This window comes from Bacillus sp. SDLI1 (assembly GCF_001553895.1).
Taxonomy (GTDB): Bacteria; Bacillota; Bacilli; order Bacillales; family Bacillaceae; genus Bacillus; species Bacillus siamensis.
The window spans coordinates 3,518,004-3,536,505 of record NZ_CP013950.1; the positions used below are offsets into that span (position 1 = coordinate 3,518,004).

Here is an 18,502-nt window from a genome sequence, read left to right on the forward strand (position 1 = left end):
CATTTGACGGGAGCTGAGGCAGATGAGAAGCTATGAAAAATCAAAAGCCGCTTTTAAAGAAGCGCAGAAACTGATGCCGGGCGGAGTGAACAGTCCAGTGCGCGCGTTTAAATCAGTTGATATGGATCCGGTTTTTATGCAGCGCGGCAAAGGATCGAAAATTTTTGATATTGACGGCAATGAATATATTGACTATGTGCTGAGCTGGGGACCGCTCATTTTGGGCCATACCAATGACCGCGTCGTTGAAAGCCTGAAAAAAGTAGCAGAAAACGGGACAAGTTTCGGGGCATCCACTGAAGTGGAAAACGAACTGGCCAAATTAGTCATTGACCGTGTGCCGTCTGTTGAAATCGTGCGGATGGTCAGCTCCGGCACAGAGGCGACAATGAGCGCCCTTCGTCTGGCAAGAGGATATACCGGCCGCAACAAAATTTTAAAATTTGAAGGCTGTTACCACGGCCACGGTGATTCACTGCTGATCAAAGCGGGATCCGGAGTGGCGACACTCGGTCTTCCGGACAGCCCGGGCGTACCTGAAGGGATTGCGATGAATACGATTACCGTTCCGTACAACGACTTGGAAAGCGTTGCACTCGCATTCCGGGAGTACGGTGAAGATATCGCCGGAGTCATTGTTGAGCCGGTAGCCGGCAATATGGGCGTCGTTCCGCCGCAGGAAGGGTTTTTACAAGGGCTTCGTGACATTACGGAACAATATGGCGCGCTGCTCATTTTTGATGAGGTCATGACCGGTTTTCGCGTGGACTATAACTGTGCGCAAGGATATTTCGGCGTGACGCCTGATTTAACGTGTCTCGGCAAAGTCATCGGCGGCGGTCTTCCTGTCGGTGCGTATGGCGGCAAAGCCGAAATCATGGAAAGAATCGCTCCGAGCGGTCCGATCTACCAAGCGGGAACCTTGTCAGGAAATCCGCTTGCCATGACAGCGGGACTTGAGACGTTACAGCAGCTCACACCTGAATCTTATCAAGAATTTGTGAAAAAAGGCGATATGCTTGAAGAAGGCATTTCAAAAGCCGCTGAAGCACATGGGATTCCGCACACATTTAACCGTGCCGGTTCAATGATCGGATTCTTTTTCACAAACGAGCCTGTCATTAACTATGAAACAGCCAAATCATCTGATTTAAAGCTGTTCGCCAAATATTATAAAGGGATGGCTGACGCAGGCGTATTTCTGCCGCCGTCTCAATTTGAAGGATTGTTTCTCTCCACTGCGCATACAATGGAGGATATCGAAAAAACCATTCAAGCCGCTGAGAAAGTGTTCCAGGCGATCAGCCGCTGATACCGAAAAGCCGATGCAAGCAAGTCTTGTATCGGCTTTTTTCAATGCCTCCTTTATCATATTTATCCATATTGCGGCATACACCTTTAGTGACATCTAATTGTAAGGATTAGATGAAAGGAGGATATGAACTTGCCGCATAATCACCGGTTGCAATTTTCTGTTGAAGAATCAATCTGTTTCCAAAAAGGACAGGAAGTTTCTGAATTACTTTCGATTTCATTAGACCCTGATATCAGGGTGCAGGAAGTAAATGATTATGTCTCAATTAAAGGATCATTAGAACTTACTGGCGAGTACAACATAGATCACAGCAGTCAATTCGAAGAGCTTGGAAGAGAGCTGAGACATGTAGAGGAAGTGAGGGCGAGGGAGGATGGCACGGCCGAGCTCCTTCATTGCTTCCCGGTGGACATCACGATTCCGAAAAATAAAGTGAGCCACCTCAATGACGTTTTCGTTTTTATTGATGCCTTTGATTATCAGCTAACGGATTCAAGGATTTTAACCATTCAGGCTGATTTGGCAATTGAAGGGCTGCTTGAGGAATCCGAGCCAAAAGAGCCGGAGATCCCTCTGTATGTGGCGCCTGAATTTGCCAGAGAAGAAATGATCAATCTTGCTGACCATCGCTCTGAGGAAGACAACGAACCTGAATTAGTGATACGCCAGAGGCCTGAAGAACCTCTGCCTGAAGCTGAAGAACCCCTGGCTGTATCAGAAGAAGCGGCGCAAGAAGCCGGGGAGAATGAGGAAGAGACTCCGCCTATATTCAGGCAGGAGGAAGAGGAAGAAGAAGAGGAGGCTGAGGAAACTGAAGAAACTGCCCCTGTTCTGAGGCTGGAAGAGGTGCCGGAACCTGTCTCATATACTGAGCCTCCCCCTCCCGCTGCCATCCTGGAGGAAGAAGAGCCGGAAGAGCCGGAAGAGCCGGAAGAGCCGGAAGAAGCTGAGGAGCTTGAGGAGCCTGCAATCATGGCGGCTGAGAGGAATGAACCTGTATCTGAGGATGATTCAGCGGAAATGCTTGAAGAAACAGCAGATGATGTTGAACCGGTTTCCCCTGCTTTTACTCTGACCCCGCATGCCGATAAAGCAGAGATTGAGGAACAGCCCGTCCTTCAAAAAGAAGAGCAGCCTGAGGCCGAACCGCTTCTCCGTCAGAGTGATCAAGAGGAGGCGGAAGAAGCCGAAGATGAGCCTGCGGTTTTTGAAGAAGAGCAGGCGCCCCCTTATCGCGAGTTCGTTCCGGAACCGCGGGAAGAGGCATTTTACAGCGCACCTAAGTTTCTTGAGGAAGAAGCTCAGGCTGATGAAGGATTTGAAGTTGAGGTGAGGAAGATGGCGCAGCCGGAGGAGGAAACCGGGGAGCCTCTTGATTTGTCCTTTCAGTTTTCCAAACTGCCTCCTGAGGAACCAGCGGCACCTGAGCCGTCTGAGCCGCTTAAATCAGAAAGAGAGAATCAAGAAGCGGCATCGAAAACGGAGCAGAAGGAAAATGACAACTCTCATTATTTGACGAAATTATTTACAAGAGAAGAAGAAAAGTTTTCTAGAATGAAAATCTGCATCGTGCAGCAGGAAGATACAATCGACCGGGTGTGTGAACGATATGACATCACATCCCAGCAGCTCATCAGAACGAATGCTTTATCGTTTGATGACGAACTGGAAGAAGGTCAGCTTCTGTATATACCTGAATATAATAACAGCCATGCGTAAGCACAAAGAGGCCGTAAAAATGTGGTGAATGGAATGGAAGCAGTCCAATCAGTGCTTCAGGAATACGGGCTGGAGGCCGAGTATATTGAGCCTGTCAGCCCGCATGTATGGAAAGTCTACTCAAACCACGGCATTTTTGCTTTGAAACAGCTCAAGCCGGCCCGCAGCAGTGAATTTACGGACTATATGATTGAGATTGAGGAGAAAGGCTACCGTTCATTTGTGCCGATCTACCGCACGCATGCAGGCGATTTTTTTGCGGGAAGCCGGACGGAGGCGTCTTATTATTTAATGCCCTGGCTTCAGTACGATCAGGAAGAAGAACGGGATCAAAAACATGTTTACCTTTTTAAAGAGGTGGCGAAGCTCCATTCCGCGACCGTGCGGGACATCCAAATCCGGACTGAAGATATCAGCAGCTTTTATGAACTGACGAAAAGAGATTGGGAAAATGATAAGCTCGTCTATGAACAATTTGCCGACCGGGCGGAAAAAGAGTGGTACCTTTCTCCTTTTGAATTGCAGGCTGTTACGTATCTTACAGAAACGGTTTCAGCCGTTAATTTTGCTCTTGAACGTCTGGAAGAATGGTTTGACGCGGCAAAGGATCATGACAAAACGAGAGCGGTGATCAATCACGGCAGCTTATCGAGCCGCCATTTTCTATATAATGATGTGGGAACGGGCTTTTTTACAAATTTCGAGAAAGCCGGGCTCGGACCTCCGCAAAATGATCTGCTCGGCTTTTACTCCAGAATGTTCAGAAGCTATCCGAAAGCGTGTCCGGAGTGCCTTGAATGGTTTTATACGTATCACAAATCATTCCCCCTCCGTGAAGCGGAAATCAGCCTGTTTCTCAGCTATATGGCTTATCCGAGCGGTATGTACAAAGTGCTGAAACGGTATCAAACCGGCCAAAGGGGTTCTGAGAAAGAAGAGTGCACGCAGTTATTAAGAGCGTTTTGGCAGATGAAAAATGCTGAACCTTTTCTCATGAAGATGTATCAGATTGAGCAGGAGAAAAAAAGAAAGGCGGAAAACGAGTCCTCTTCATAGCGGGACTCGTTTTTTTATATCCATTCCAAATGCAGGGCGCACGCTAAAAACAGCAGGATGGCAAGCAGCAGGACGTCAAAAGTCGTCGGAAAGAAAATCGTCCTGATCCCCTGAAAGATCGTAATCGGTATAATGACTTGCGCTGATACAAGGCGGACCTGTCTGGCCCACGGGGGGAGCGAATAAGAATTGAATTTTTTTCTCACGGCAATTCCTCCTTACATTCGCCTTTCTTTGTATCGTATGTGAGGGAAAGGGCGGGGTGCATGCCCATTTATGTATGACGGCAGCGGTTTTTGGAAAAGATGATTGACGAAACAAAAACACTTTTACTATAATAAAGAACATAATAAATAAGATCATGAGCTGATATAAATACACCTGCTTTGAACGGGAAGAGTACAAGAAAGACGCATGAAGAGAGAGAAGCTACTGTGCTGAAAGGCTTCTTATGCCGTCTCATTGGAAGGTCGCCCGGGAGCATAATTTCTTGAACATACAGTAGAGAAATTCGGGCCGCACCCGTTATCCGTTTAAGTGCATGAACAAATCTGTTCATGAAAAAAGGTGGTACCGCGAAAGAGCTTTTCGTCCTTTATCAGGATGAAGGCTCTTTTTTAGTTGCTCAGCCATTTCTAAACATGCTGGAGGGTTATCATGGATACAAACGAACAAACAATGCCGACAAAATATGATCCGTCTGCGATTGAAAAAGGCCGCTATGATTTTTGGCTGAAAGGAAAATATTTTGAAGCGGGCGGCGATCAAACGAAACAGCCATATTCTGTCGTCATTCCGCCGCCGAACGTGACGGGCAGGCTGCACCTCGGTCATGCGTGGGATACGACGCTGCAAGATATCGTTACGCGTATGAAACGCATGCAGGGCTATGACGTGCTCTGGCTTCCGGGCATGGATCACGCCGGGATTGCCACTCAGGCAAAAGTCGAAGCGAAACTCCGCGAACAGGGTACAAGCCGCTATGACCTTGGCCGTGAAAAATTTCTTGAAGAAACGTGGAAGTGGAAGGAAGAGTACGCTGATTTCATCCGCAGCCAATGGGCCAAAATGGGACTCGGGCTCGATTATTCGCGCGAACGTTTCACTCTTGATGAAGGACTGAACAAAGCCGTGCGTGAAGTATTCGTCAAATTGTACGAAAAAGGTTTGATTTACAGAGGCGAATATATCATCAACTGGGACCCTGCCACAAAAACGGCTTTGTCCGATATTGAAGTGATTTACAAAGACGTACAGGGCGCGTTTTATCATTTGCGCTATCCGTTAGCAGACGGTTCAGGCTCAATTGAAATCGCGACCACCCGTCCGGAAACGATGCTTGGCGACACGGCTGTCGCGGTTCATCCTGAAGATGAGCGTTACAAGCACTTAATCGGCAAAACGGTGATTCTGCCGATTACAAACCGCGAAATTCCGATCGTCGGCGATGATTACGTTGACATGGAATTCGGATCAGGAGCCGTTAAAATCACGCCTGCCCATGACCCGAATGACTTTGAACTCGGAAACCGCCACAATTTAGAACGGATTCTCGTCATGAATGAAGACGGAACAATGAATGAAAAAGCGCTGCAATATAACGGCATGGACCGGTTTGAATGCCGCAAAAAACTCGTCAAAGACCTTCAGGAGACAGGCGTTCTCTTTAAAATCGAAGACCATATGCATTCTGTCGGACATAGTGAGAGAAGCGGCGCCGTTGTTGAGCCGTATCTGTCCACACAATGGTTTGTCAAAATGCAGCCGCTGGCCGATGCGGCGGTTGACCTTCAGTCCAAAGAAGAGAAAGTTCACTTCGTTCCTGACCGTTTCGAGAAAACGTACCTGCACTGGATGGAAAACATCCGTGATTGGTGTATTTCCCGTCAGCTTTGGTGGGGCCACCGCATCCCGGCTTGGTATCATAAAGAAACAAAAGAAGTGTATGTCGGCCTTGAAGCGCCTGAGGACAGCGAAAATTGGGAACAGGATTCAGACGTGCTTGATACATGGTTCAGCTCCGCGCTGTGGCCGTTTTCTACAATGGGCTGGCCTGATGAAAATGCTGAAGACTTTAAGCGTTATTACTCAACCGATGTGCTTGTGACGGGGTATGACATCATCTTCTTCTGGGTATCCCGGATGATTTTCCAAGGTCTTGAGTTTACCGGCGAGCGCCCGTTCAAAGACGTGCTGATCCACGGCTTAATCCGTGACGAGCAGGGCAGAAAAATGAGTAAATCCCTTGGGAACGGCGTTGATCCGATGGATGTCATCGACAAGTACGGAGCGGATTCACTGCGCTACTTCCTGGCAACAGGAAGCTCACCCGGACAGGATCTCCGTTTCAGCTATGAAAAAGTGGAATCCACGTGGAATTTCGCAAATAAAATTTGGAACGCTTCCCGTTTTGCCTTAATGAACATGGACGGCATGACGTATGACGAACTTGATCTGTCCGGTGAAAAATCAGTTGCTGATAAGTGGATTCTGACAAGACTGAATGAAACGATTGAAGACGTTACCCAGCTTGCGGATCGTTATGAATTCGGTGAAGTCGGACGCCATCTGTACAACTTTATCTGGGATGATGTGTGCGACTGGTATATCGAAATGGCGAAGCTTCCGCTGTACGGGGAAGATGAAGCGGCGAAGAAAACAACCCGCTCTGTTCTTGCTTACGTGCTTGACCAGACGATGCGCCTTCTGCACCCGTTTATGCCGTTCTTAACAGAGGAGATCTGGCAGCACCTTCCTCATGAAGGCGAGTCAATCACGATCAGTTCTTGGCCTGTTCCGGTTCCGGAACATACGGACAAAGAGGCAGCGGCGGATATGAAACTGCTTGTTGAATTAATCCGTTCTGTCCGCAATATCCGAAGCGAAGTTAACACACCGTTGAGCAAACAGGTTGAACTTTACATTAAAACATCTACGGAAGATATTGCCGGACGCCTTGAGAAGAACCGTTCTTACGTTGAGCGTTTCACGAATCCGAGCACGCTGAAAATCGGGACGGATATCACCGCGGCAGACAAAGCGATGACAGCGGTCGTCACCGGAGCAGAAGTGATTCTGCCGCTTGAAGGGCTGATTAACATTGATGAGGAAATCGCCCGTCTGCAAAAAGAATTCGACAAGCTGACAAAAGAAGTCGAACGCGTTCAGAAAAAACTCGGCAACGAAGGATTCATCAAAAAAGCTCCTGAGCAAGTCATTGAAGAAGAACGCGCAAAAGAGAAAGACTACACGGCAAAACGCGAAGCTGTCCGGCAGCGGATCGCAGAGCTGAAAGGCTGATAAAACAGCGGGGCGGTTTCCTAAGAAACCGCCTTGTTGTATAAAAGAGGGGATTTCATTGTTTAATACGTACAAAGAAGCGATCAGCTGGATTCACGGCAGACTCAAGTTCGGCGTTAAGCCTGGCCTTCTCCGTATGGAAAGGCTGATGGAAAAATTAGAACATCCGGAAAAGAATATTCGCGCCATTCATGTGGCGGGCACAAACGGCAAAGGCTCCACCGTCTCTTTTATCCGTTCCGTGCTTCAAGAAGCCGGTTATACGGTCGGCACATTCACATCTCCCTACATCATTACGTTCAATGAGCGTATCAGCGTAAACGACACGCCGATTTCTGATGAGGAATGGAGAGCGCTCGTTAATGAAATCAAACCGATAGTCGATGAGATTGATAAAACCGATGCCGGAACGGTGACAGAATTTGAAATCATTACAGCGTGTTCATTTTTATATTTTGCGAAGCGGGATGATATCGATTTTGTCATTTTTGAAGCGGGGCTCGGCGGCACATTCGATTCAACCAATATTGTGAAACCGCTTTTGTCGGTCATTACAAGCATCGGACATGACCATATGGCGATTTTAGGCAATACCATCGAGGAGATCGCCGGGCAGAAAGCCGGTATTATTAAAAATGCCATTCCGGTCATTACAGGTGTCAATCAGCCGGAAGCACTCGGCGTTATTGAAGCGGAGGCCGAAGAAAAGCAGGCTCCGTGCCAGTCGCTATATAAAACATGCAGACTGTTTAATGGTGCGGCGCTTCCGTCCGGCGAAAGCTTTTCGCTGGAAACGGAAACGAAATGTTATGAGGACGTTCAAACGTCGCTGATCGGCATTCATCAAAGGCAGAATGCGGCCTTGGCGATATTGGCTGCTGAATGGCTGAATCGCCTGAAAATCACAGCCATTTCTGAAGAAGCATTGCGAAACGGTCTGAAAAAAGCTTCATGGCCGGGCCGGTTTGAACGGCTTCAAAGCCGCCCTTTAGTGTTTGCGGACGGCGCCCATAATGAAGAAGGCGTTAATACGCTGACAGAAACGATCAGGCAGCGATTTGCCGATAAAAACGTCCATGTCGTATTCAGCGCTTTAAAAGACAAACCGTATCAGGAAATGATTAAAAAGCTTGAAACCGAAGCAGATTCCATTCATTTTGCGTCATTTGACTTTCCGCGTGCCGCAAGCGCCGAAGACCTTTACAATGCAAGCAGTCTTGCGGATAAGAGCTTTGATGAGAATCCGGACAGTGTGAAAGAGTGGATAGAACAAAAAGACGGGGCGGATGATGTCATCATCATTACCGGTTCCTTATACTTTATTTCAGAAATGAGAAAGCGGCTGATCTGACAGCCCCTGGAACACCCGGCAAGCCATTTTACAGTTTTGCCGGGTGTTTTTATGAGGAAAACACATTTTCAGCCATTTCAGGCATGGTATTTTTCTATGCTACAATCTGAGCCAGATTGATAGAAAAGGTGTGGTCTGAGTGCTTTTCATTCTGTTTGTTCTCGGTCTGATTTTCGGTTCTTTTTTTTATACAGTCGCATGCCGTATTCCGCTTCGAATCTCGGTTATTTCGCCGCGCTCATCCTGTTCGTTCTGCGGCTTGCCGCTCTCTTGGGGGGAGCTTGTGCCCGTTGTTTCCTATATCTTGCAAAGAGGGAGATGCAGACACTGCCGTGAGAAGCTGTCAGTGATGTATCCGGCGGCGGAATGCTGGACGGCATGTTTGTTCACGGCTGCCGGTATCCATTTCGGTTTCTCAAAAGAGCTGCTAATCGCGCTGTTATTTTTGTCCCTGCTGATGATTGTGACTGTGACGGATCTGCAATATATGCTGATTCCTGACAAGGTTCTGCTGTTTTTTCTTCCGCTTTTTATCGCCGGCCGTATTTTTTCTCCGCTGGGTTCATGGTATGCGGGGTTTGCCGGAGCTGTTTGCGGATTTGCTCTGCTTGTTTTTATCATGTTTGTCAGTAAAGGAGGCATCGGCGCAGGTGATGTGAAGCTGTTTGGAGTGATCGGACTTGCGCTCGGCGTGAAGCTTGTCCTTATTGCATTCTTTCTTTCCGTTATAATCGGAGCCGTATACGGTATGTGCGCCGCAGCGGGAGGCAGGCTTGGTAAAAAGCAGCCTTTCCCGTTTGCGCCGGCCATCGCAGCCGGGAGCGCTGTAAGTTACTTTTACGGTGAAGAGCTGTTCGCGTTTTACATCACACTCGCTTCAGGCGGGGCTTGAAAAATTTGGCGAACGTTTTTTGGACAAGACGACAAAAGTCTTGTTCTTTTTTTTTACGCCTATGCTAAAGTGTGAACCATGATCAGTTCAAGGTACGGCCAAGACGAATGCAAGGGGGAAGAGACGTTGAAAAAAAGGAAAAGCAAAAAGAACAGCAAAGCCAAAAACGATGCCCTTAAAGTAACGATTAACGGAAAAGAAGAAACGATGTATGGACAAGAAGATGTGAATGAAGGCGGGGAGAAAACCGTCACATTTTCAAATTGGGAAGAAACAAAGAAGGCGGAGCAGGAGATTGCAGCATCTCATGAAGATCCGAAAGAAGAAGACTTCAATTGGGATGATGAGAAGAATCATGAGGTATTTGAAGACGATCCGAAAGTCGTCCCGCCATACCAGAAGAAAAACACGGGTCCTCATTTTCCGAAAAAGAAGCAGCCGTCTTCTCCAGTAAAAAAAGCGGTCACGACAATTGCTGTTGCGGCTGTTTTAGGCACCGGCCTCGGCCTTGTCGCCTTAAATATGTCGGGAAGTAAAGAAGCCTCCGCCCCCGCATCCGCTGACAAAGGTTTACAAGGACAGACGGTGAAAGCGGGAGACGTTTCAAAAGACAAATCAGAAACAAATGGCACAGGAAACGCGGAACAGTCAGACGGAAACTATAAAACATTTGCGGTGCAGGCCGGAAAATTTTCATCAGAAAAAGGAGCGCAAACGCTTGTTGACCAGCTGACTGAAAAAGGATACTCGGCTGTCTCTCTGGCAAAAGAAGACGGGTACACATACGTGATCGCCGGTCTTGCAGCGGAAAAAAGCTTATCACAGCAATTGGGCCAGACGCTGATAGACCATGATTTTGAGGCTTGGGGTGGAAAAGAGCTCAGCTTTGCGGTCGATTCAGGGTTGGAAGGCTCTTTTAAACAAGCATCTGAGCTCTCGGCCAAAGCGATTACGGGCAAAGACATTTCAAAAGCGGATGTGGCTGAAGCAGCGAAAGCCGCAGACGGCGCAGACGCCGCTGACAAAAAGCAGAAAGAGGCCGTGCTTCAAGCGCTGAAAGAACTGGAAACGTCCGGTTCCGAATCCGGCTGGAAAGCCCAAAAAAAGCTTCTAAGCGTTGTGAAATAATAATCTCTCAATTCCCGTCATCCGGCGGGATTTTTTATTTTGTCATCAAAAAGTTATTTTTCTGAAATTGTGGTTGCCCGTTTGATTTGGTAGGATAGACAAGTATCTTTTTTTCTTAAGCAAACCCTGAAAGGATGACAAGCATGACAAAACGCTTAATACTCGCATCACAATCTCCGCGAAGAAAAGAACTCCTTAATCTTCTTCAGATTCCTTACAGCATTATTGCGAGCCGCACAGATGAAAAATTAAATCGAAACCTTTCGCCGGAAGAAAACGTCCAATGTTTGGCCGAGCAAAAAGCCGGTGTTGTATTGGCCGAAAATCCCGATGCAGCCGTTATCGGCGCTGACACGATGGTGTGCATAGACGGCGAGTGCCTCGGCAAACCGCGTGACAGAGAAGAAGCGGCACGCATGCTGCGGAGGCTTTCCGGCCGAAGCCATCAAGTCATTACGGCGGTCAGCATTCAGACGCATGACCGGAAAGAAACGTTCTGTGACACGACGGAAGTCACGTTTTGGCCGCTCAGTGAAGACGAAATACAGCTCTACATTGAAACTAAAGAACCGATGGATAAAGCAGGTGCATACGGCATCCAAGGAAAAGGCGCGCTTTTAGTGAAAAAAATAGACGGTGATTTCTATTCTGTCGTCGGGCTTCCTGTCGCTAAAACAATGAGAGCCCTGAAAGAATTTAATATAAAAGCTTGATGTTCAAACCGGGAAGGGGAACAAGGAGGGGTTGATCATCCGTGATCTGCCGTTAAAATTAAGAGATTTCCCCGAAAATGAAAAACCGAGAGAGCGGCTTCTGCACTTCGGAGCCGAACATCTGTCTAACAATGAACTGCTTGCCATCCTGCTGCGGACGGGAACGAAACACGAGTCCGTCATGAACCTATCTCACCGGCTGCTGCGGACGTTTGACGGGCTGCGCCTGTTAAAAGGCGCCTCTGCCCAGGAGCTTTCCAGCATTCCCGGAATCGGCACGGTGAAGGCCGTTCAGATTCTTGCCGCAATTGAGCTGGGCAGCCGTATTCATAAGACTGCCGCCGGGGAGCACCGGGTCATCCGTTCTCCCGAAGACGGGGCGAAGTATGTGATGGAGGACATGCGCTTTTTATCCCAGGAGCATTTTGTCTGTTTATATTTAAATACTAAAAATCAAGTCATTCATAAACGCACCGTTTTTATCGGAAGTCTGAATTCATCTATTGTCCACCCGCGGGAGGTGTTTAAAGAAGCTTTCAAACGATCCGCCGCGTCCTTCATTTGCGTTCACAATCATCCTTCAGGAGATCCTACACCGAGCAGGGAAGATATAGAAGTAACCAGGCGGCTTTTTGAGTGCGGAAATTTAATCGGCATCGAGCTGCTCGATCATTTGGTCATTGGTGACAAAAAATTTGTGAGTTTAAAGGAAAAAGGATATTTGTAACACTTTTTTTTTCGTTGATTTAAGATATAATAGATTTTATGAGTTTTTCCCTTTAGGGTATTTTTGCTTTAAGAAAGGAAGATACATACATATGTTCGGAATTGGTACAAGAGACCTTGGTATAGATTTGGGAACCGCGAATACGCTTGTGTTTGTTAAAGGTAAAGGAATTGTAGTGAGAGAGCCGTCAGTCGTTGCTCTGCAAACGGATACGAAATCGATCGTGGCGGTCGGTAACGATGCGAAAAACATGATCGGAAGAACTCCGGGCAACGTGGTTGCGCTCCGTCCGATGAAAGACGGCGTTATCGCTGATTATGAAACAACTGCGACAATGATGAAATACTACATTAATCAGGCTGTGAAAAATAAAGGGTTATTTGCGAGAAAGCCGTACGTTATGGTGTGTGTGCCGTCAGGTATTACTGCCGTTGAAGAACGGGCGGTCATTGACGCGACAAGACAAGCGGGCGCACGCGACGCTTATCCGATTGAAGAACCGTTTGCGGCAGCAATCGGCGCGAATCTTCCTGTATGGGAGCCTACGGGCAGCATGGTCGTTGATATCGGCGGCGGAACAACTGAAGTGGCGATCATTTCTTTAGGAGGCATTGTCACGTCTCAGTCAATCCGCGTAGCCGGTGACGAAATGGACGACTCAATCATCAGCTATATCAGAAAAACATATAATCTGATGATCGGTGACCGTACAGCGGAAGCCATTAAAATGGAAATCGGTTCAGCAGAAACCGGTGAAGAAAATGCGTCAATGGAAATCCGCGGCCGCGACCTTCTGACAGGTCTGCCGAAAACGATCGAAATTACGGGAACGGAAATTGCAAATGCCCTGCGTGATACAGTTCTTTCAATCGTTGACGCGGTGAAGAGCACGCTTGAAAAAACACCGCCTGAGCTGGCGGCTGACATTATGGACAGAGGTATTGTGTTAACCGGGGGAGGCGCCCTGCTCCGCAATCTCGATAAAGTTATCAGCGACGAAACGAAAATGCCTGTACTTATCGCTGAAGATCCGCTGGATTGTGTTGCGATCGGCACTGGAAAAGCACTGGAGCACATCCATCTTTTCAAAGGAAAAACAAGATAATCAGGAGTTAAATAGAAGAGGTGTATCACGATGCCGAACAAACGGTTAATGCTATTACTTCTGTGTATTATCATATTGGTGGCTATGATTGGATTCTCGCTGAAGAACGGCCGTAATACCACCTGGCCTGAAAAGCTGATCGGTGATACGACGGGAGTATTTCAAAATATTTTTCACACGCCTGCCGAATATTTTGCAGGGTTCTTCGGGGACATAAAAGACCTGAAAAACACGTACAAAGAAAACGAACGCTTGAGACAAAAGCTGGACGGACAGACACAATATGAAGCGAAGCTCCAAGAACTCAAAGATGAAAACAAGAAGCTGCGTGATGAACTCGGACATGTCAAATCGATTTCCGACTATGATCCGATTTTAGCGACCGTTATCGCCAGAAATCCTGATCAATGGTACAAGCAGATCATGATCAATAAGGGAACGAAGCAGAAAGTGGCCAAGGACATGGCGGTCACAAACGAAAAGGGTGCGCTTGTCGGGAAGATCAAAAGCAGCGGACTCAACAGTTTCACATCCGCCGTTCAGCTGCTGAGCGATGTTGACCGCAATAACAGAGTGGCCACCAAAATCTCCGGTAAAAAGGGAAGCAAAGGCTACGGTTTAATTGAGGGGTATGATAAAAAGAAACAGACCCTGAAAATGACTATCCTTGAACCGGATGAAAAACGCGAAGTGAAAAAAGGCGACCTTGTGGAGACCTCCGGAACGGGCGGCGTATTTCCTCAAGGGCTGACGGTCGGCGAAGTAACCGATGTCGAATCAGATGCTTACGGCCTGACGAAAATCGCTTACGTGAAACCGGCTGCCGACCTGTATGATCTTGACCATGTCATCGTCGTCAACCGAAGCGTAGCAACAGGGGAGGAAGGATCGTGAAACGTTTCCTTCTCCCTTTGATTATGATTTTGGTCTTTTGTGCGGAAAGCATCTATACAGATCTGGTGCATTTTCCTTTCGTTTCCGACGAGCAGCAGGTCGTTCCGCATTTTCTTTTGCTTGCGCTGATTTTTATGTCCGCTTATGTCAACCAAAAGCATGCGGTGATCTACGGTCTCATTTTCGGACTTCTTTATGACATCAATTATACGGGTGTTTTAGGCGTTTATATGTTTGGTTTTGCCGGTTTATGCTACCTGGCGGCCAAAGCGTTTAAAGTGCTGCAGACAAATGCCCTGATGGTCATTCTGGTCGCTGTGCTGAGCGTATGTTTGCTTGAATTTTACGTTTACGGCATTCAGACGTTAATCCGCAGCGGCGCAATGACGTTTAACGATTTTGTCATTCAGCGGTTTTTGCCGACCGCTGTGCTGAATATTGCGGGAGCCATTATATTAGTCCTGCCCTTTAGGCTGTTTTATATAAGTCTGAAGAAAGAATTAAGAGATGAGTAAAAAGGATTTTATCTTTTTTTGACGAAAAGAGTATGTTGTTGAGGTGAACATTGATGAAGACCAAAAAGCAGCAATATGTAACAATAAAAGGAACAAAAAACGGCTTAACATTGCATCTGGATGATGCGTGTTCTTTTGATCAGCTTCTCGATGGTCTTCAAAATATGCTGTCGATTGAACAATATACTGATGGCAAAGGCCAAAAAATCAGTGTTCATATCAAACTCGGGCATCGGTATCTGTATCAGGAACAGGCAGAGCAGCTGACTGATCTGATCGCGTCAAAGAAAGATTTAGTCGTGCATTCAATTGACAGTGAAGTCATCGCCAAAGAAGAAGCGCAGCGGATGAAAGAGGAGCAGGAAATTGTTTCTGTTTCTAAAATCGTCCGTTCAGGTCAGGTGCTTCACGTAACGGGAGATTTGCTTTTAATCGGAGATGTGAATCCCGGCGGTACGATCAAAGCCGGAGGAAATATATTTGTTCTCGGTTCATTAAAAGGGATTGCCCATGCGGGTTATAACGGAAATAACCGGGCTGTGATCGCCGCATCCGAAATGATGCCGACACAATTGAGGATCAATCATGTGTTAAATCGCTCCCCAGACCACATTCAAAAAGGGAACGACATGGAATGTGCTTATTTAGATACTGACGGAAATATGGTCATTGAACGCCTTCAACAATTGGCTCATTTAAGACCTGATCTAACAAGGCTTGAGGGAGGAATGTGAAATTGGGTGAGGCTATCGTAATAACTTCGGGAAAAGGCGGAGTAGGTAAAACAACAACATCTGCAAACCTCGGTACCGCCTTAGCCATTTTAGGGAAGCGCGTCTGTCTGGTAGACACAGATATCGGACTGCGCAACCTTGATGTCGTAATGGGTCTTGAAAACAGAATTATTTACGACTTAGTAGATGTAATTGAAGGCAGATGCAAGACGCATCAGGCGCTTGTCAAGGACAAACGTTTTGATGATCTGCTTCATTTAATGCCGGCTGCCCAGACAAGCGACAAAACGGCTGTTGTCCCTGAGCAGATCAAATCGCTTGTGCAGGAGCTCAAGCAGGAATTTGATTATGTCATTATCGATTGTCCGGCCGGAATTGAACAAGGCTATAAAAATGCCGTTTCCGGAGCTGATAAGGCGATTGTGGTGACGACGCCGGAAATATCAGCGGTTCGGGATGCTGACCGCATTATCGGACTTTTAGAGCAGGAAGATATTGAACCGCCGCGCCTCATCGTCAACCGCATCAGAAATCACCTCATGAAAAACGGTGACACGATGGATGTGGATGAGGTTGTTCATCATCTGTCTATTGATCTCCTCGGAATCGTTGCCGACGATGATGAAGTGATCAGAGCTTCAAATATCGGCGAACCGATTGCCATGAATTCTAAAAACCGCGCCAGCATTGCTTACCGCAATATCGCCCGGCGTATTTTGGGAGAATCCGTTCCTTTGCAGGTGCTTGAAGAGCAGCAAAAAGGGATGATGGCGAAAATCAAGTCGTTTTTCGGCGTGCGTTCATAAATATACTGGAATACAAAGATCTGATAAAGCCCAGCTTATCAGGTCTTTTTTGTTGTTCAACAGGGCGCATATTTGCAATGGACAAGGCATAGGATGTACAAACCCAACGATTGCAAAGGATGATGGCGATGAGTCACAGAGCTGATGAAATTAGAAAAAGACTGGCCAAAAGGAGAAAACCGCGCCCTGAATCAAAACGGACTTTCGTTCAAAACGCCCGACCGCAGAAGCCTCCCGCATGGCAGACGGTCAAGGAGCAGGAAAAGCACAGGCTCCTTCCGGACTATGAATATCAAACGGAACATCCGCCCGAATTTAACGGACGGCATCCGCTGATCAACGCTCATTCTATTATTTTGAAATGCCTGCTGGCCGCCTGTCTCGTACTGATTTCCGCTATCGCCTATAAAACTGACAAACTGCCGCTGAGTCAGATTAAACCGGCGATTGCACAAACTTTTCAAAAAGAATTTCAGTTTGCTGCCGTGAATCATTGGTTTGTATCCTCATTCGGAAACCCGCTCGCTTTTCTCACCCCGGGAACGAAAAAGAAGGACGGTCAGGTAGCGGTCAGCCAGGATATGGCCGTTCCCGCCGCGGGGAAAATCCAGCAGAACTTTCAGAATAACGGAGAAGGCGTCGTTGTTGAAACAGCCAGTGAAGCCATTGACAGCGTAAAAGAAGGCTACATTACGGAAGTGAGCAAAGATAAAAAAACAGGGCTGACGGTGAAGGTGCAGCATGCCGACAATACAAGCAGCATTTACGGCCGGCTCAAAGATGTTGACGTATCATTGTATGACTTTGTCGATAAAGGAAAAAAGATCGGTTCGATCAAGCTTAACGATAAAAGTAAAGGACAGTATTATTTCGCGATTCAGGATGGCGATAAATTCATAGATCCGATTCAGGTGATCACATTTGATGAATAAATGGCTCAGCCTTCTCTTCAAAATTCATGTCCACCCTTTTCTTTGGATTATCATGGGGCTTGGTCTTCTGACGGGGCACATTAAAGCGCTGCTGTGTCTTTTGCTGGTCGTATCCGTTCATGAGCTGGGGCATGCTGCTCTGGCTGTGTTTTTTTCGTGGCGCATTAAACGCGTCTTTCTGCTCCCTTTCGGCGGGACGGTTGAGGTGGAGGAGCACGGAAACCGGCCGCTTAAAGAGGAATTCGCGGTCATTCTGGCGGGCCCGTTCCAGCATGTGTGGCTTCAGGCGGCAGCCTGGCTCCTTTTTATGTCCGGCTTTACAAGTCAGCAGACATTTGAGATGTTTACCTTTTATAATCTCTCCATTCTTTTCATCAATCTTTTGCCGATCTGGCCGCTTGACGGCGGAAAGTTTGTGTTTTTATACTTCTCTAAACAAATGGCTTTTCAAAAAGCGCATCTCCTCAGCCTGCAGACATCAGCCGTTTTTGCACTTTTGCTCTGCTGCTGGATTGTGCTGGCCGTCCCCCTCCAGGTCAGCGCATGGGTGCTGTTCGTCTTTCTCGCCGCTTCTTTATGGGATGAATACCGCAAGCGGCATTATATTCAGCTGAGGTTTCTTTTAGAGAGATATTACGGTAAAAACCGCGATGTCGCCATGCTGCATCCTTTGACTGTCGCAGCCGATGCCAAAGTAAAGCATGTCATGGCCGAATTCAAACGGGGCTGCAAGCATCCCATTATCATTGAAAAAGCCGGCGAGAAGCTCAGCCAGCTTGATGAAAATGAAGTGCTTCATGCATATTTTGCTGATAAACGGACAGATTCCTCCATGGAAGACCTGCTGCTGCCTTACTAGAAATAGATTGACATATCTCTTTGGTTCTGATATATTTTTTAATGTTATGGATGTAGCACCAATGCTACAACCGCTCGGGACAGGTGATAAGAGCTTTAAAGCCCCCTGTTGCTGGCGAGTCTTAGTCTAATAGGAGGTGCAGAGAATGTACGCAATCATTAAAACAGGCGGAAAACAAATCAAAGTTGAAGAAGGTCAAACTGTTTACATCGAAAAACTTGCTGCTGAAGCAGGTGAAACAGTGACGTTTGAAGACGTATTGTTTGTTGGCGGAGACAGCGTGAAAGTCGGCAACCCAACAGTTGCAGGCGCGACAGTTACAGCTAAAGTTGAAAAACAAGGCCGTGCGAAAAAAATCACTGTTTTCCGTTACAAGGCAAAGAAAAATGTTCATAAAAAACAAGGTCATCGTCAGCCTTATACTAAATTGACAATCGAAAAAATCAACGCGTAAGC

18 protein-coding genes and 2 other annotated features are annotated in these 18,502 nt (G+C 47.2%); of the genes, 17 read left to right on the forward strand and 1 reads right to left on the reverse strand.

What is annotated here, in order from left to right:
- Positions 1-22 precede the first annotated feature (22 nt).
- From hemL to ysxE, 3 genes are all read left to right on the forward strand, one after another.
- Positions 23-1,312, forward strand: coding sequence for a glutamate-1-semialdehyde 2,1-aminomutase (gene hemL / locus AUL54_RS17215; protein WP_060964638.1), 1,290 nt, complete (start codon positions 23-25; stop codon positions 1,310-1,312).
- Between the two features lie 132 nt (positions 1,313-1,444).
- On the forward strand, positions 1,445-3,034 hold the full coding sequence (locus tag AUL54_RS17220; protein ID WP_060964639.1) for a LysM peptidoglycan-binding domain-containing protein: 1,590 nt from the start codon (positions 1,445-1,447) through the stop codon (positions 3,032-3,034).
- Between the two features lie 33 nt (positions 3,035-3,067).
- Entirely contained in the window at positions 3,068-4,090 is a 1,023-nt protein-coding gene (gene ysxE / locus AUL54_RS17225) for a spore coat protein YsxE (RefSeq protein WP_060965129.1), read from the forward strand.
- Between the two features lie 14 nt (positions 4,091-4,104).
- Here ysxE and AUL54_RS17230 read toward each other — a convergent pair whose 3' ends face one another.
- Positions 4,105-4,296 (reverse strand): hypothetical protein, encoded by a 192-nt coding sequence (locus AUL54_RS17230; RefSeq protein ID WP_045926471.1) that lies wholly within the window; start codon positions 4,294-4,296, stop codon positions 4,105-4,107.
- Positions 4,297-4,467: 171 nt separating this feature from the next.
- Positions 4,468-4,689 (forward strand) — a binding site (T-box leader).
- Positions 4,690-4,747: 58 nt separating this feature from the next.
- Here AUL54_RS17230 and AUL54_RS17235 point away from each other — a divergent pair.
- The 14 genes from AUL54_RS17235 (at position 4,748) to rplU (ending at position 18,500) form a co-directional block, all read left to right on the forward strand.
- Positions 4,748-7,390 carry a valine--tRNA ligase gene (locus AUL54_RS17235; protein ID WP_060964640.1) on the forward strand — a complete coding sequence of 881 codons (2,643 nt, stop codon included), beginning with the start codon at positions 4,748-4,750 and terminating at the stop codon, positions 7,388-7,390.
- A gap of 58 nt (positions 7,391-7,448) precedes the next feature.
- The gene (locus tag AUL54_RS17240; RefSeq protein WP_060964641.1) at positions 7,449-8,741 is read left to right on the forward strand and encodes a bifunctional folylpolyglutamate synthase/dihydrofolate synthase; all 1,293 of its coding nucleotides are present in this window, start codon (positions 7,449-7,451) and stop codon (positions 8,739-8,741) included.
- 139 nt (positions 8,742-8,880) lie between these two features.
- The gene (locus tag AUL54_RS17245; RefSeq protein ID WP_060964642.1) at positions 8,881-9,633 is read left to right on the forward strand and encodes a prepilin peptidase; all 753 of its coding nucleotides are present in this window, start codon (positions 8,881-8,883) and stop codon (positions 9,631-9,633) included.
- Between the two features lie 126 nt (positions 9,634-9,759).
- Complete coding sequence (locus tag AUL54_RS17250) at positions 9,760-10,761, forward strand: SPOR domain-containing protein (RefSeq protein WP_060964643.1); 1,002 nt, start codon at positions 9,760-9,762, stop codon at positions 10,759-10,761.
- Between the two features lie 143 nt (positions 10,762-10,904).
- Positions 10,905-11,474, forward strand: coding sequence for a Maf family protein (locus tag AUL54_RS17255; protein WP_060964644.1), 570 nt, complete (start codon positions 10,905-10,907; stop codon positions 11,472-11,474).
- 31 nt (positions 11,475-11,505) lie between these two features.
- Positions 11,506-12,201 (forward strand): RadC family protein, encoded by a 696-nt coding sequence (gene radC / locus AUL54_RS17260; protein WP_016938780.1) that lies wholly within the window; start codon positions 11,506-11,508, stop codon positions 12,199-12,201.
- Positions 12,202-12,292: 91 nt separating this feature from the next.
- Positions 12,293-13,306 carry a cell shape-determining protein MreB gene (gene mreB / locus AUL54_RS17265; RefSeq protein WP_003152647.1) on the forward strand — a complete coding sequence of 338 codons (1,014 nt, stop codon included), beginning with the start codon at positions 12,293-12,295 and terminating at the stop codon, positions 13,304-13,306.
- Positions 13,307-13,336: 30 nt separating this feature from the next.
- Positions 13,337-14,200 (forward strand): rod shape-determining protein MreC, encoded by an 864-nt coding sequence (gene mreC, locus AUL54_RS17270; protein ID WP_007408166.1) that lies wholly within the window; start codon positions 13,337-13,339, stop codon positions 14,198-14,200.
- On the forward strand, positions 14,197-14,715 hold the full coding sequence (gene mreD / locus AUL54_RS17275) for a rod shape-determining protein MreD (RefSeq protein ID WP_060964645.1): 519 nt from the start codon (positions 14,197-14,199) through the stop codon (positions 14,713-14,715). The genes mreC and mreD overlap by 4 nt, the downstream gene beginning before the upstream one ends.
- 53 nt (positions 14,716-14,768) lie before the next feature.
- The gene (minC, locus tag AUL54_RS17280) at positions 14,769-15,449 is read left to right on the forward strand and encodes a septum site-determining protein MinC (protein WP_060964646.1); all 681 of its coding nucleotides are present in this window, start codon (positions 14,769-14,771) and stop codon (positions 15,447-15,449) included.
- 2 nt (positions 15,450-15,451) lie between these two features.
- Positions 15,452-16,255 (forward strand): septum site-determining protein MinD, encoded by an 804-nt coding sequence (gene minD, locus AUL54_RS17285; protein WP_016938784.1) that lies wholly within the window; start codon positions 15,452-15,454, stop codon positions 16,253-16,255.
- A gap of 128 nt (positions 16,256-16,383) precedes the next feature.
- Entirely contained in the window at positions 16,384-17,187 is an 804-nt protein-coding gene (locus AUL54_RS17290; protein ID WP_060964647.1) for a M23 family metallopeptidase, read from the forward strand.
- Complete coding sequence (locus AUL54_RS17295) at positions 17,180-18,046, forward strand: M50 family metallopeptidase (RefSeq protein WP_060964648.1); 867 nt, start codon at positions 17,180-17,182, stop codon at positions 18,044-18,046. The genes AUL54_RS17290 and AUL54_RS17295 overlap by 8 nt, the downstream gene beginning before the upstream one ends.
- Before the next feature lie 58 nt (positions 18,047-18,104).
- Positions 18,105-18,178 (forward strand) — a sequence feature (ribosomal protein L21 leader region).
- Positions 18,179-18,191: 13 nt separating this feature from the next.
- Complete coding sequence (rplU, locus tag AUL54_RS17300; RefSeq protein WP_016938787.1) at positions 18,192-18,500, forward strand: 50S ribosomal protein L21; 309 nt, start codon at positions 18,192-18,194, stop codon at positions 18,498-18,500.
- Positions 18,501-18,502 lie beyond the last annotated feature (2 nt).

Coding starts and splice junctions, on each gene's coding strand:
- AUL54_RS17290 (WP_060964647.1), top strand. CDS start 16,384: ATGAGTCACAGAGCTGATGAAATTAGAAAAAGACTGGCCAAAAGGAGA.
- minC (WP_060964646.1), top strand. CDS start 14,769: ATGAAGACCAAAAAGCAGCAATATGTAACAATAAAAGGAACAAAAAAC.
- mreB (WP_003152647.1), top strand. CDS start 12,293: ATGTTCGGAATTGGTACAAGAGACCTTGGTATAGATTTGGGAACCGCG.
- AUL54_RS17255 (WP_060964644.1), top strand. CDS start 10,905: ATGACAAAACGCTTAATACTCGCATCACAATCTCCGCGAAGAAAAGAA.
- ysxE (WP_060965129.1), top strand. CDS start 3,068: ATGGAAGCAGTCCAATCAGTGCTTCAGGAATACGGGCTGGAGGCCGAG.
- AUL54_RS17235 (WP_060964640.1), top strand. CDS start 4,748: ATGGATACAAACGAACAAACAATGCCGACAAAATATGATCCGTCTGCG.
- rplU (WP_016938787.1), top strand. CDS start 18,192: ATGTACGCAATCATTAAAACAGGCGGAAAACAAATCAAAGTTGAAGAA.
- mreC (WP_007408166.1), top strand. CDS start 13,337: ATGCCGAACAAACGGTTAATGCTATTACTTCTGTGTATTATCATATTG.
- AUL54_RS17295 (WP_060964648.1), top strand. CDS start 17,180: ATGAATAAATGGCTCAGCCTTCTCTTCAAAATTCATGTCCACCCTTTT.
- hemL (WP_060964638.1), top strand. CDS start 23: ATGAGAAGCTATGAAAAATCAAAAGCCGCTTTTAAAGAAGCGCAGAAA.